Below are 12,338 nucleotides of genomic sequence, written 5' to 3' on the forward strand. Positions count from 1 at the left end.
AGCCAGTTAAGAGCCACGCATGTCACACACCTCTCCGAAAGCGCTGCGGGTCATCCAGGCGCTTTTCACCCTTGCCCTCACCCTGCTCGGACTGCTGCTGGTCACCTTTGCGCTGTCGGCGCTGTCGCCGGTCGACCGGGTATTGCAGATTGTCGGCGATCACGCCAGCCAGTCGACCTACGATCAGGTGCGCCATCAGCTCGGCCTGGATCAGCCGCTGCCGGTACAGTTCTGGCGTTATCTGGTCAACCTTGCGCACGGCGATCTCGGTATTGCCAGCGCCACCGGGCAGCCGGTGCTGCACGATCTCCTTGCCGTCTTTCCCGCCACGCTTGAGCTGGCGACGCTGGCGCTTATCGTCGGCGCGGCGCTTGGCGTCGCTGCGGGGGTCCTGTGCGCCCGCTATGCCGGCACTCCCTGGGATCTGGCGGTGCGCACCTTTACGCTGCTGGGCAACTCGGTGCCGATTTTCTGGCTCGGGCTGTTAATGCTGGCGCTATTCTACGCCAGGCTACAGTGGAGCGCCGGGCCGGGACGGCTTGACGACCTCTACCAGTACACGGTGACGCCGCATACCGGGTTCGCGCTGATCGACACCTGGCTTTCCGGCGATATGGCGGCATTTAAAAACGCCGCCAGCCACCTGGTGCTGCCGGTGCTGCTGCTGGCCTACTACGCGCTGGCCAGCATCACCCGCCTGACGCGTTCGGCGTGCCTGAGCGAAATGAACAAAGAGTACATCCTGCTGGCCCGCGCCAAAGGGGCGAGCGAAATGACGATTTTGCTGCGCCACGTGCTGCCCAATATTCGCGGCACGCTGCTGACGGTCATCGCGCTGGCCTGGACCAGCATGCTGGAGGGCGCGGTGCTGACCGAGACCGTCTTCTCGTGGCCGGGCATTGGCCGCTACCTCACTACCGCGCTGTTCGCCGGCGACACCACCGCCATTATGGGCGGCACGCTGCTTATCGGCGTCTGCTTTGTCGTGATTAATAACCTCACCGATATGCTGGTGCGGTTGACTGACCCGAGGGTGCGCTGATGCCTGCTTCCCTGTTTTTGCGTCGCCTGCGCCGTTCGCCCGCCGCCTTCAGCGGCCTGCTGGCGATCGCCCTGCTGCTGCTGGTCGCCCTGTTTGCGCCGTGGATTGCGCCGCTGGACCCGAACTGGCAGGACGCCGCCGCGCGCCTGCAGGCGCCTGACGCCCGCCACTGGCTGGGCACCGACAGCTATGGCCGCGACCTGCTCTCGCGGCTGATTTACGGCACCCGCCCGGCGCTTGGGCTGGTGGGGCTGGTCACCGCCATTACCCTCCCCGTCGGGCTGCTGGTGGGGATCCTCTCCGGCTACTACGGCGGCTGGCTGGAGCGCGTGCTGATGCGTTTTACCGACGTGGTGATGTCGATGCCGCGCCTGATTCTGGCCTTCGCCTTTGTCGCCATGCTCGGCCCGGGGCTGGTCAACGGCGCACTGGCGCTGGCGCTCACCACCTGGCCTGCCTATGCGCGGCAGGCGCGCAGCGAAATCCAGCGCCTGCGCCACAGCGACTACCTCGCGGCGGCGGAGATGATGGGCATTCGCGGCTGGCGGCTGCTGGCGGGCCATATTCTGCCGCTGTGCCTGCCCTCGGCCATCGTTCGTCTGGCGCTGGATCTGGCGGGGATAATCCTTGCCGCCGCCGGTCTGGGCTTCCTGGGGCTCGGCGCCCGCCCGCCGATGGCGGAATGGGGCGCGATGATCGCCGACGGCATGCAGGTTATTTTCGATCAGTGGTGGATTGCCGCCATTCCGGGAGGCGCGATTTTGTTCGCCAGCCTCGCCTTTAACCTGCTGGGCGACGGCCTGCGCGATGTGATGGAGCCGCAACATGACTGATATTCGTATTCACGCGCAGGGGCTGAACATTGACTACCCCGGCAGCCGCGTGGTCAACAGCCTCAGCTTTACGCTGGGCAACGAGCGCCTGGCGCTGGTCGGCGAATCCGGCTCCGGTAAATCCATGAGCGCCCGGGCGCTGATGGGGCTGGTGCGCAGGCCGGGCGTCGTCAGCGCCCAAACGCTGAACGTGCTGGGGCGCGACGTGCTGACGCTCAGCCCCCGCGGCTGGCAGCAGCTGCGCGGCAACGGCATCGCCATGGTGCTACAGGACCCGCGCTACGCCCTCAACCCGGTGAAAACGGTCGCCGCCCAAATCGACGAGGCGCTGACCCTGCATCAGCGCCTGAGCCGCCGCCAGCGCCAGGAACAGGCAGGCGACGCCATTCACGCCGTGGGGCTGGACAGCAGCGTCCTGAACCGCTATCCCGGCGAACTTTCCGGCGGCATGGGCCAGCGGGTGATGATCGCCATCGCGCTTATCAACAACCCGCAGGTGCTGATTGCCGACGAACCGACCTCGGCGCTCGACGCTCGCCTGCGCCAGCAGATCCTCGAACTGCTGGTGGAGCAATGCGAACAGCGGCGGATGGCGATGCTGCTGATAAGCCACGACCTGCCGCTGGTGGCGGCGCATTGCCACCGCGTGCTGGTGATGTATCAGGGGGAAAAAGTGGATGAAATGGCGGCGCAGCGGCTGCCCGACGCCACGCATCCGTACACGCGCACGCTGTGGACCTGCCGCCCCAGCGCCAGTACCTTTGGCCAGATGCTGCCCACGCTCGATCGCAGCCAGTCTTTTCGCGGGGTAAACCATGACGGTCGTTAAACTTGAGCAGCTTCAGGTCACCTTCGGCGCCAAAACCGCCGTCAGTTCGGCCAGCTTCGCGGTCAATGCCGGGGAAACGTTCAGCCTGATAGGCGCCTCCGGCTGCGGCAAATCGACGCTGTTGCGGGTGCTGGCCGGGCTGCAGCGCGAATGGCAGGGGCAGGTTAGCCTGCTCGACCAGAGCGTGACTCCCGGCGCGCGTTTTACCGGCGCGCTGCGCCGCAACGTGCAGATGGTATTTCAGGACCCGTACGCGTCGCTGCATCCGAACCACACGATGTACCGCACGCTGGCGGAGCCGCTGCAGATCCACGGAAAAACGCAAATTGAAGCGCGCGTCACTACCGCGCTGCAGGAGGTGGGACTGCCCGCCGATGCCGTGAACCGCTACCCGCACCAGCTTTCCGGCGGCCAGCGCCAGCGCGTGGCAATTGCCCGCGCGTTGCTGCTGCGCCCGAAAATTCTGCTGCTTGATGAGCCGACCTCGGCGCTGGATATGTCGGTACAGGCGGAGATCCTCAACCTGCTCAACCGTCTGAAGGGCGAGCACGGCATGACCTACCTGCTGGTCAGCCACGATGCCGACGTGATTGCCCATATGTCGGATCGCGCGGCGTTTATGGCCGGGGGCGAAATCCGGCGCTTCTTCGACCGCCGGGCGCTGCTGAGCGGCGAGCACCGGATGGCGTGACCAACGGCCCCTCTCCCGCACCGGCAGAGGGGCCGTGCTTCAGCGCGCTTTGCGCAGGCCGCGCGTCAGGCGTTTTTCAATTTCCACCACCACGAACATTGCGCCGGCAACCGCCAGCGTAATCCCCCAGTAGCGCAGCGGCAGCGCTTCGGTGCCGAACATCATCTGCATAAACGGCAGGTAGATGATGGCCAGCTGCAGCGCCAGCAGCGCGCCGGTCACCAGCCAGATGCCTTTGTTAAGCAGCAGACCGCGGTTAAGCGAGAAGCTGTTGCTGCTGCGGCAGTTGATCATATAAACCCACTGCGCGGCCACCAGCATCTGTAGCAGGACGGTGCGGATAAACTCCGGGCTATGGCCGCGTGGCGCCAGCCAGGCCTCCAGCGCAAAGGCGCTGACCGCGATTATCGAGCCGACAAACGCCACCCGCCAGACGGCGAAGGCATCCATCACGTGCTGCCCGGTCTTACGCGGCGGACGGTTCATCGCATTGCGCTCCGCCGCCTCAAACGCCAGGCCAAAGGAGAGCGTGGCGGAGGTCGCCATGTTCAGCCACAGAATCAGCACCGGCGTCAGCGGGATCATGCTGCCCGCCAGCAGCGCAATAATGATCAGCAGCCCCTGCGCCAGGTTGGTCGGCATGATGAAAAGAATGGTTTTCTTCAGGTTGTCATAGACCCGGCGGCCCTCTTTTACCGCGCTGGCGATGGTGGCGAAGTTGTCATCGGTGAGCACCATGTCGGCGGCCTCTTTGGTCACTTCGGTCCCCTTGATGCCCATCGCGATACCGACGTCGGCCTGGCGCAGCGCGGGCGCATCGTTCACGCCGTCGCCGGTCATCCCGACCACCTCGCCGCGCTCCTGCAGCGCTTTCACCAGCCGCAGCTTATGCTCCGGGCTGGTACGGGCAAAAATATCGTACTCAACCGCCGCTTTCGCCAGCTCCTCATCGTTCATGTGCTCAAGCTGATAGCCCGTCACCGCCTGCATGCTGTTGCCAATTCCCAGCATCTGGCCGATGCTCATCGCCGTCTGCGGATGATCGCCGGTGATCATCTTCACGCGGATGCCCGCGTTCTGGCAGGCATGAATCGCGTCGATGGCCTCCGGACGCGGCGGGTCCATCATCCCGGCAATGCCGAGCAGCACCAGGCCCGCGCGCAGATCGTCATGCGTTAAGGTTGTCGCGCCCGGCGCGGCGGGCTTCCAGGCCGCCGCCACCATCCGCAGCCCCTGGCTGGCGTAGCGCGCCATTTCCGCCTCCCAGTACGCGCGGTCAAACGCCGCCTCGCCCTGACGGGTCTGCTGGTGCTGGCACAGCGCAAACAGCACGTCCGGGGCGCCGGTCACCAGCACCCGATCCACGCCGTCGATCCGGTAGTGGGTCGCCATATATTTGTACTGCGAATCAAAAGGAATTTTCGCCACCAGCTGCGTCGGCGTCTCGCGCAGATGTGCTTTGGCCGCCAGCACCTTCAGCGCGCCCTCGGTCGGCCCACCGGTGATGCCCCACAGGCCGCGCTCGTCCTGGATAATCTGGCTGTCGTTGCAGAGATCGATAGCGCGCAGGTAGGTTTCCAGCACGGTATCCGGCTGCACCTGCAGCGGCTCATCGCTGCCCTCAAGATAGATATGGCCTTCAGGCGCATAGCTGTCGCCATCCACGCGATAGCCGCTGTCGGCGGTAATAATGGCCTTTACCGTCATTTCATTCATGGTGAGGGTGCCGGTCTTGTCCGAGCAGACGACGGTCATCGCCCCGAGGGTTTCCACCGTCGGCAGCTTGCGGATAATCGCCCGCTTGCGCGCCATCGCCTGTACGCCCAGGGAGAGGATGATCGAAATAATGGCCGGTAACCCCTCCGGCACCGCCGCGACCGCGAGGCTAATCAGCGACAGCAGCAGCTCCCCCAGCGGGATGTCGCGCAGCGCGATGCTGAACGCAAACAGCGCCGCCATCATCGCGAGGATAATGACGAAAATCGCTTTGCCGAGTTTGTCCATCTGCACCAGCAGCGGCGTACGGTGCTGCTTTATCTCCGCCATCATCTGATTGATATGGCCAAGCTCCGTCTCCTGGCCGGTGGCGGTAACGACGCCCACGCCGCTGCCGGCGCTGATGGTGGTGCCGGAGAACAGCATGTTGGCGCGATCGCCCAGCGGCAGCTCGCCCTGTAGCGCCCCGGTGTGCTTATCCACTACGGTGGATTCACCAGTCAGGATAGCCTCCTCCACCCGCAGGTTGTGCGCCTCGATAAGGCGCATATCGGCAGGAATGCGATCGCCGGCGCGCAGCACGACGATATCGCCCGGAACCAACTCAACGGTCGGTACGGTGTCGTGCTGGCCGTTACGCAGCGCGACCGCATCGCTGGAGAGCATATTGCGGATGCTTTGCAGGGATTTTTCGGCATTGCTTTCCTGAATGTGGCCAATAAGCGCATTGACCACCGTCACGCCAAGGATAACCAGCGTGTCGACCCAGTGCCCCATCGCCGCGGTCAGCGCGGCGGCGGCCAGCAGCACGTAGATAAGCACATCGTTAAAGTGCGCAAGAAAGCGCAGCCAGGCCGGTCTGCCCTTTTTCTCCGGCAGCGCGTTCGGCCCGACCTGCTGATAGCGTTCTTTGGCCTGCGCCGTACTTAAGCCGCAAAGGTCGCTTTTCTGCTGCGCCAGCGCCTGCTGAACGCTCTGCTGGTAGGCTTCGCGATAGCGCGGACCGCCGCCGGGCGGGATAGTGTTGGGGTTAATCATTTTGGTCATTGTAAATATCCTTTTAAATTCCGGTTAGCGGAAAGCCGAAAATCATTTCCGGCCAATGCAAAAAACGTTAAGGCAAATATTCACATGGCATTAAATTTGATCTAACGCAATATTCAAGCTGGCGTAATATTCAAAACTAGCGGCAGAGAAAATGTTTCCAACACTATTACAAAGTTTTTCTAAACCGACGCTAAACGAGGGGGTATCATGTTCGGAATCTACCGCGGGCGCCGCCTGGCGCTATATGTCGCCGCCGCCATTATTATTGCCACGCTTATCGGCTACAGCACTTATACTTTTGTAAAAGTGCTGGGGTAATAATGACGTTAATTTACCAAAGCAGATTTATTTTTAATTAATCAAGAATATATTACGCAGATAATCGTAGCGCTAATATAAATGCGAAGAAAAATAATGCCTGACGGGGAGCATTGCGTTATCGGCAGAATTCCCCGACAATATCGTTTTTAACTGACGATTAACATAACAATGAAGCATCCGCTCGAATCGCTGTTGACCGCTGGCGGCATTTTGCTGATGGCGCTGCTCTCCTGCCTGCTGCTGCCAGCGCCCTCTTTAGGATTGACGCTGGCGCAAAAGCTGGTCGAGACCTTCCATCTGATGGATCTCAACCAGCTCTACACCCTGCTCTTTTGCGTCTGGTTTTTAGCGCTGGGCGCCATCGAGTTCCTGGCGCTGCGCTACATCTGGCGTCGCTGGTTCGCGCTGGCATAAGCGCCACGCCAGCGCGCGACAATCAGTGCGTCTGGTGCTCTTTGCGCCAGGCGCCGGGAGGCTGTTTGAAGGTTCGCGTAAAGACGCGGGTGAAGGTCTGCTGCGAATCAAAGCCATACTTCAGGCTGATATCGTAGACCTTCTGGTTGGTGTCGCGCAGATCCTGCGCCGCCAGCAGCAGCTTGCGCTTACGGATATAGCGCCCCAGGTTCTCCCCTTTATGTTGGACAAACAAACGCTGCAGATGCCATTTTGAATAGCCCGCGTGGCGGGCGATATCCTCAATGCGCAGCGGCTGATGCAGATTGTCGTCGATCCAGTCGACGATGGCGTCAATCACCTGAGCGGAAATCGTCATGCTTCCCTCCCCTGTTGTAAACCGTCCGGCGGTCATTCCCACCAGGCCTGAAATGGTTGATCCTGATTTGCCACCCACACCGGCTCCCCCTGCGCCGGCGTCAGCAGGCGATACGGTTTCCCCTCGCTTGCCAGCGCCAGCTTTTTATACGGGTCGTCCCAGGTATGTTTGGCCAGTACGAAGCGCCCCGAATGGCCCGGCAGCACCGCGCGCGCGTTAAGATCCACCGCCGCCTGCGCCGTCTCTTCCGGCATCATGTGGATGTATTTCCAGTCCTCGTCGTACTGGCCGTTTTCCATGATCGCGAGAGAGACGTGGCCAAACTGCTCGCCGATCGCCTTAAAGTGCGGGCCATAGCCGCTGTCGCCGCTGTAGTAGATATTTTGCTGCGGCGTAACGAACATAAAGCTGCCCCACAGCGTCTGGTTGCGCTTCAGACCGCGGCCGGAAAAATGGCGCGCGGGTAAGACATGTACCGCCAGCGCATCGCTGAACCGGACCTGCTGCTGCCAGTCGGCTTCGGTGATGATATCGGGGTTCATCCCCCAGTAGCGCAAATGCGAGCCAACACCCAGCGGCGTAATCACCCGGCGAACCTTCGGCATCAGCGCCCTGATGGTGGCGTAATCAAGATGGTCGTAGTGATCGTGGGAGATAATCAGCAGGTCTATTTCCGGCATGCTCTGCGCGCTCCACGGGTAATCGCCGTCAAACGCCTTGTTAAGGAACGAAAACGGCGCGGCGTAGCTGCTGAAAACCGGATCGATCAGGATGCGCTGGCCGGAAAGCTGCAGATACCACGAGGAGTGTCCCAGCCAGAAAATCACCTCCTGCTGAGACGGCAGGCTGGCAAGATCGGTCGCCACCCGCGGCAGCGGCTGCGCCGGACGGGCGTTTTCGCGCCGGGCGGTGAGAAACTCCCACCAGGCCGCCAGCATGTTTTTCTCCCCGGTAAAACCCGGCGTCGGCAGCTGATTATGAAACGCCCCGTCGCGGTACTGCGCGGAGCGCTCGACGATGCTTAACTGCGCGCCCTGGGGCGTCCGACCAAAACCGGCATTCAACACAAACGGTAAACTCGCTGCACTGGCAATTAACATGATGGCAACCACGCTGAGAAAGAATCGCTTCATATCCTGACCACGACCGACGGCGGAACAGCTGGCGATACAAGAGACACTTGATTATGAGTGAGTAAGCACTCATTATAGAAACAGAACGAAGGTCGTCAAGACGATTTTCAATTTTTGACATTCAGCGTTGAAGTGGCGCAACCGGCATGCTTCAATCGATGTTTTTTCCAGACTGTGAGGTAAAGTGTAGTGGCTCGTCCGAAAAGCGAAGATAAAAAACAAGCGTTACTTGAGGCGGCAACCGCAGCTTTCGCCCAGTCCGGGGTTGCCGCATCCACCGCCGTGATCGCCCGCAACGCCGGGGTGGCGGAAGGGACGCTGTTTCGCTATTTCGCCACCAAAGACGATCTGTTAAACGCGCTTTACCTCGATATCAAAGCCGATATGCTGCAGGCGCTGCTGGTTCGCCCGGCCGGGCTGGATATCAGCAGCCCAAAAGAAAACACCCGTAACATCTGGAACAACTATATTGACTGGGGGATCCGCAACCCCGTCAGCCACAAAGCCATTCGCCGGATGTCGCTCAGCGAACGGATCACCGACGCCACCAAACGGCAGGTCAGCGATATGTATCCTGAGCTGCAGGATCTCTGTAAGCGCTCGGTGCGCGAGGTTTTCCTCGCGGGCGATTACCAGCCCTTCGGCGATGCGCTGTTCCTGGCGCTGGCGGAGACCACTATTGAGTTCGCCAGCCACGAGCCGTCGCGCGCGCAGGCGCTTATTGCGCTCGGTTTTGAAGCCATGTGGCGGGCGCTGGCCGAGGAGGAAGCCCAATGAATGGCGATGCGTTAGTCGCCCACGCGCTGCGCGTGGCGCAGGAATATCCGTTCAGCGAACGCTGCTGGCCGTTTGGCCCGGAATATGACGTCTTTAAGGTAGACGGCAAGATTTTTATGATAGCCATGAGCCTGCGCGGCCATCCGCTGATTAGCCTCAAGGTCGACCCGGAAAAATCGCTGCTGCATCAGGCGATTTACCCCAGCATTCACCCCGGATACCATCTCAACAAAAAGCACTGGATTTCCGTCTACGGCGGCGATGACATTCACCCGGATCTGGTCGAAAGCCTGATTGAAGATTCATGGCATCTGGTGGTCGACAAGCTGCCCAAAAACCGGCAAAAACGCCTGCGCCCGGCGTGATTTTCAGCTCAGGAAAACAAGTGTTATCACAATTTTAGCCCTTATCAAGCGCGGGCTAACCCTGTACCCTGCTCCCACGTAATTCGCCAAACGACGGCGATACCAATTTCTGAGGAGCCATTATGGATATCGTATCTGTTGCCCTGAAACGCCACTCCACCAAAGCGTTCGACGCCAATAAAAAACTGACCGCCGACCAGGCCGGGCAGTTGAAAACCCTGCTGCAGTTCAGCCCGTCCAGCACTAACTCCCAGCCCTGGCACTTTATCGTCGCCAGCACCGAGGCCGGAAAAGCGCGCGTCGCGAAATCCGCCGCTGGCGGCTACGTGTTCAACGAACGTAAAATGCTGGACGCGTCCCACGTGGTGGTGTTCTGCGCCAAAACCGCGATGGACGACGCCTGGCTGGAGCGCGTGGTGGATCAGGAAGACGCCGACGGACGTTTTGCATCGCCCGAGGCGAAAGCCGCTAACAACAAAGGCCGCCGCTTCTTTGCCGATATGCACCGCGTCGACCTGAAAGATGACGATCAGTGGATGGCGAAACAGGTGTACCTCAACGTCGGTAACTTCCTGCTGGGCGTGGCCGCCATGGGGCTCGACGCCGTGCCGATTGAAGGTTTCGACGCCGCCATTCTTGACGCGGAGTTCGGCCTGAAAGAAAAAGGCTTCACCAGCCTGGTGGTCGTGCCGGTCGGTCATCACAGCGTTGAAGACTTCAACGCCAGCCTGCCGAAATCCCGTCTGCCGCTGAGCGCCACGCTGACCGAGATTTGATGTCTGCGCCCGGCGACCGCCGCCGGGCAAGCATCAGAATCCTATTCGCCATTTTGCCTTCCCGCATGCCAAATCTTTTCCGCATACCGCCCCACCACTGCCAGCGAGACGGCGAGAATGAGGAAAAACACCACCTTGTGCAGGCTGTCCCAGAAGTACTCGAAAAAGCGGGTGTAGAGGTTGATGGCAAGAAAGGTCAGCCCGAAACCGCGCAGCATCCCGTCGTCGGTTTTCAGGCTGATATAAATACAGATCCCGGCGGCGACGGCGAACAGCAGCGCCCATGGGATCAGCGCTTCGAGGGTCACGCTGCTCCAGCTGTCGAGATTGTAGTTGCCGAAAATCGACATGATCCACAGGGCGATAAACAGGTACGTCAGCCCCATCGCTTTACTGATGGTGAACAGGCGGCGCTTTGCCAGCACCTCGCGCAGCAGGAGGCAGGCGAGCAGCAGCGAGCCGCCGAACAGCACAAAGCGGATCGGATAGTTCATGCCCAGCCAGTAGGCTCCCCAGCCGGAGACGTAGCCGGTTTCCGCGCCGAACCAGTTGCCCAGCGCCAGCAGGAAGAAAAGCCACACCAGAGCGGAGCGCCCGAACCAGGCCACCGCGCCATAAATCGCGCAGCCGATTAAAAACAGCGGGGCGACGTGTCCGCTGCCGTTATCCAGCCGTTCGCCAAGCTGCCACAGCATCAGCGCGGTACAGACCACGCCGAGAAACAGTATCGCCTCAGTGCTGTAATGCCACTGCGTCTCCCGCCGCTGGCGGCGAAAGCCCCACAGATAGAAAACAACCGCCAGCGCCAGCGGCGCGCCGATGCGCAGCAGCCCGGAATAAGAAAACAGCGCGAGCAGATAATCCACCAGCTCGCTGTCGGCAAAGAAGCTCGCCAGGGCTATCAGCACGCAGGCTATCGCCGTCCAGAAGGCGTAGCGGCTCAGGCGCTGCCAGTCAAAGGCAACGGCGTTGAGCGTTGCCGCCAGCTTCGCGTGCTCGCTATCGGTGATCTGGCCCTGCTGCCGCCAGTCGGCCAGCGCCCGCCGGATAATGCGCTCCTGCTTACGGGTGACGTTCATTGCATCCCTCTGTCGCTACGTTTTTGTTGAGTATATCACTCAGATCTGGCGGTTGAGCTGCGCCAGCGCGTTTTCCCCGGCAGCGTCGACCGGCAGATAGACCAGCAGGCGCGAGCCGTTGCGCGGCGCCGAGTACCAGTACATCTGCTGCAGGCTAAACGCGCCTATTTCCGGGTGGTTAAAGCTTTTAAGCTGATTCTCCACCCCGCGAACGTCATAACGCTGGTGCCAGAGCACTTCGAACTCCGCCGACGCGGCAAAGAAGCGCGCCAGCTTGTGCTCCCATGCCGGGTCGCCGCGATGTTCCGCCATCGCCGCACGAAAATAGGAGACGAACGTCGGCAGCACGTCGCGGTTTGCCAGACGGCTGCGCCAGGTGTCGTTGGTGAGATACAGATAAATGCAGTTGCGGTCATCTTCCGGCATGACGCTGAAATCCACGCCCATCAGGCGGCAGAAGCTGGCGTTCCACGCCACAATGTCAAAATTCGGCTTCTGGATGCTGGCCGGCTGCGGCATCAGGCTGTCGAGCATCCGCCGGGCGCCTGCGCTGATGCCTTCGCACACCGGCGCCTGCGTTGACTCCAGCGGCGGCAGCCCGGCCAGCACGAACAGGTGCCGCGTCTCCAGCGCGCTGCACTGCAGCGCACCGGCAACCGCCTGCATTACCGCAGCGGAGGGATTCACCTCCCTGCCCTGCTCAAGCCAGGTATACCAGGTCACCCCGACGTCGGCGAGCATCGCCACCTCTTCCCGGCGCAGCCCCGGCGTGCGCCGCCGCCCGCTGCGCGGCAGGCCGAGCCGCTGAGGGTCAAGGCTTTCCCGCCGGGCGCGCAAAAATGCGCCCAGCTGTTTGCGGTTGTCATCAACGCGAAGCGGCAAGGGTTCAACAGGGGTGATGAGCGACATATCGCCTCCAGCATAGTAGCGCCAGTACCAGTATAATCAGGAACTGGT

General features: G+C 61.4%; 13 protein-coding genes. 8 read left to right on the top strand and 5 right to left on the bottom strand.

Going from position 1 to position 12,338, the window contains the following annotated elements; all coding sequences use genetic code 11:
• Positions 1 to 19: 19 nt before the first annotated feature.
• The 4 genes from ENTCL_RS16025 to ENTCL_RS16040 are packed head-to-tail and all read left to right on the top strand — an operon-like array spanning position 20 to position 3,395.
• On the top strand, positions 20 to 1,042 hold the full coding sequence (locus ENTCL_RS16025) for an ABC transporter permease (protein WP_013367189.1): 1,023 nt from the start codon (positions 20 to 22) through the stop codon (positions 1,040 to 1,042).
• Positions 1,042 to 1,875, top strand: coding sequence for an ABC transporter permease (locus tag ENTCL_RS16030; RefSeq protein ID WP_013367190.1), 834 nt, complete (start codon positions 1,042 to 1,044; stop codon positions 1,873 to 1,875). The genes ENTCL_RS16025 and ENTCL_RS16030 overlap by 1 nt, the downstream gene beginning before the upstream one ends.
• Complete coding sequence (locus ENTCL_RS16035; RefSeq protein WP_013367191.1) at positions 1,868 to 2,704, top strand: ABC transporter ATP-binding protein; 837 nt, start codon at positions 1,868 to 1,870, stop codon at positions 2,702 to 2,704. Before ENTCL_RS16030 ends, ENTCL_RS16035 begins: the two co-directional genes overlap by 8 nt.
• Complete coding sequence (locus tag ENTCL_RS16040) at positions 2,691 to 3,395, top strand: ABC transporter ATP-binding protein (protein ID WP_013367192.1); 705 nt, start codon at positions 2,691 to 2,693, stop codon at positions 3,393 to 3,395. Before ENTCL_RS16035 ends, ENTCL_RS16040 begins: the two co-directional genes overlap by 14 nt.
• A 39-nt stretch (positions 3,396 to 3,434) precedes the next feature.
• Here ENTCL_RS16040 and ENTCL_RS16045 read toward each other — a convergent pair whose 3' ends face one another.
• Positions 3,435 to 6,158, bottom strand: coding sequence for a cation-transporting P-type ATPase (locus ENTCL_RS16045; protein WP_013367193.1), 2,724 nt, complete (start codon positions 6,156 to 6,158; stop codon positions 3,435 to 3,437).
• Between the two features lie 489 nt (positions 6,159 to 6,647).
• On the opposite strand from ENTCL_RS16045, the gene ENTCL_RS16050 reads away from it, so the two are divergent.
• On the top strand, positions 6,648 to 6,893 hold the full coding sequence (locus ENTCL_RS16050; protein ID WP_013367195.1) for a DUF1158 domain-containing protein: 246 nt from the start codon (positions 6,648 to 6,650) through the stop codon (positions 6,891 to 6,893).
• Between the two features lie 22 nt (positions 6,894 to 6,915).
• On the opposite strand, the gene ENTCL_RS16055 is transcribed toward ENTCL_RS16050, so the two are convergent.
• Both ENTCL_RS16055 and ENTCL_RS16060 read right to left on the bottom strand, forming a co-directional pair.
• Positions 6,916 to 7,251, bottom strand: coding sequence for a RamA family antibiotic efflux transcriptional regulator (locus tag ENTCL_RS16055; protein ID WP_013367196.1), 336 nt, complete (start codon positions 7,249 to 7,251; stop codon positions 6,916 to 6,918).
• Positions 7,252 to 7,283: 32 nt separating this feature from the next.
• The gene (locus ENTCL_RS16060; protein ID WP_013367197.1) at positions 7,284 to 8,384 is read right to left on the bottom strand and encodes an MBL fold metallo-hydrolase; all 1,101 of its coding nucleotides are present in this window, start codon (positions 8,382 to 8,384) and stop codon (positions 7,284 to 7,286) included.
• 189 nt (positions 8,385 to 8,573) lie between these two features.
• Here ENTCL_RS16060 and ENTCL_RS16065 point away from each other — a divergent pair, with 189 nt between their 5' ends.
• From ENTCL_RS16065 to nfsB, 3 genes are all read left to right on the top strand, one after another.
• The gene (locus ENTCL_RS16065) at positions 8,574 to 9,161 is read left to right on the top strand and encodes a TetR/AcrR family transcriptional regulator (RefSeq protein WP_013367198.1); all 588 of its coding nucleotides are present in this window, start codon (positions 8,574 to 8,576) and stop codon (positions 9,159 to 9,161) included.
• Positions 9,158 to 9,526 (top strand): MmcQ/YjbR family DNA-binding protein, encoded by a 369-nt coding sequence (locus ENTCL_RS16070; RefSeq protein ID WP_013367199.1) that lies wholly within the window; start codon positions 9,158 to 9,160, stop codon positions 9,524 to 9,526. Before ENTCL_RS16065 ends, ENTCL_RS16070 begins: the two co-directional genes overlap by 4 nt.
• 122 nt (positions 9,527 to 9,648) lie before the next feature.
• Positions 9,649 to 10,302, top strand: coding sequence for an oxygen-insensitive NAD(P)H nitroreductase (gene nfsB, locus ENTCL_RS16075; protein WP_013367200.1), 654 nt, complete (start codon positions 9,649 to 9,651; stop codon positions 10,300 to 10,302).
• Between the two features lie 41 nt (positions 10,303 to 10,343).
• On the opposite strand, the gene ENTCL_RS16080 is transcribed toward nfsB, so the two are convergent.
• Together ENTCL_RS16080 and ENTCL_RS16085 are read right to left on the bottom strand one after the other, a co-directional pair.
• Complete coding sequence (locus ENTCL_RS16080; RefSeq protein ID WP_013367201.1) at positions 10,344 to 11,381, bottom strand: hypothetical protein; 1,038 nt, start codon at positions 11,379 to 11,381, stop codon at positions 10,344 to 10,346.
• Between the two features lie 39 nt (positions 11,382 to 11,420).
• Positions 11,421 to 12,290, bottom strand: coding sequence for a helix-turn-helix transcriptional regulator (locus tag ENTCL_RS16085; RefSeq protein WP_013367202.1), 870 nt, complete (start codon positions 12,288 to 12,290; stop codon positions 11,421 to 11,423).
• Positions 12,291 to 12,338 lie beyond the last annotated feature (48 nt).

Origin of the sequence: [Enterobacter] lignolyticus SCF1 (assembly GCF_000164865.1) — a bacterium.
In the GTDB taxonomy this organism is placed as follows: domain Bacteria; phylum Pseudomonadota; class Gammaproteobacteria; order Enterobacterales; family Enterobacteriaceae; genus Enterobacter_B; species Enterobacter_B lignolyticus.

Excerpts from the sequence above, each read along its gene's own strand:
- ENTCL_RS16025 (WP_013367189.1), top strand. The coding sequence starts at position 20 with ATGTCACACACCTCTCCGAAAGCGCTGCGGGTCATCCAGGCGCTTTTC.
- ENTCL_RS16030 (WP_013367190.1), top strand. The coding sequence starts at position 1,042 with ATGCCTGCTTCCCTGTTTTTGCGTCGCCTGCGCCGTTCGCCCGCCGCC.
- ENTCL_RS16035 (WP_013367191.1), top strand. The coding sequence starts at position 1,868 with ATGACTGATATTCGTATTCACGCGCAGGGGCTGAACATTGACTACCCC.
- ENTCL_RS16040 (WP_013367192.1), top strand. The coding sequence starts at position 2,691 with ATGACGGTCGTTAAACTTGAGCAGCTTCAGGTCACCTTCGGCGCCAAA.
- ENTCL_RS16045 (WP_013367193.1), bottom strand. The coding sequence starts at position 6,158 with ATGACCAAAATGATTAACCCCAACACTATCCCGCCCGGCGGCGGTCCG.
- ENTCL_RS16050 (WP_013367195.1), top strand. The coding sequence starts at position 6,648 with ATGAAGCATCCGCTCGAATCGCTGTTGACCGCTGGCGGCATTTTGCTG.
- ENTCL_RS16055 (WP_013367196.1), bottom strand. The coding sequence starts at position 7,251 with ATGACGATTTCCGCTCAGGTGATTGACGCCATCGTCGACTGGATCGAC.
- ENTCL_RS16060 (WP_013367197.1), bottom strand. The coding sequence starts at position 8,384 with ATGAAGCGATTCTTTCTCAGCGTGGTTGCCATCATGTTAATTGCCAGT.
- ENTCL_RS16070 (WP_013367199.1), top strand. The coding sequence starts at position 9,158 with ATGAATGGCGATGCGTTAGTCGCCCACGCGCTGCGCGTGGCGCAGGAA.
- nfsB (WP_013367200.1), top strand. The coding sequence starts at position 9,649 with ATGGATATCGTATCTGTTGCCCTGAAACGCCACTCCACCAAAGCGTTC.
- ENTCL_RS16080 (WP_013367201.1), bottom strand. The coding sequence starts at position 11,381 with ATGAACGTCACCCGTAAGCAGGAGCGCATTATCCGGCGGGCGCTGGCC.
- ENTCL_RS16085 (WP_013367202.1), bottom strand. The coding sequence starts at position 12,290 with ATGTCGCTCATCACCCCTGTTGAACCCTTGCCGCTTCGCGTTGATGAC.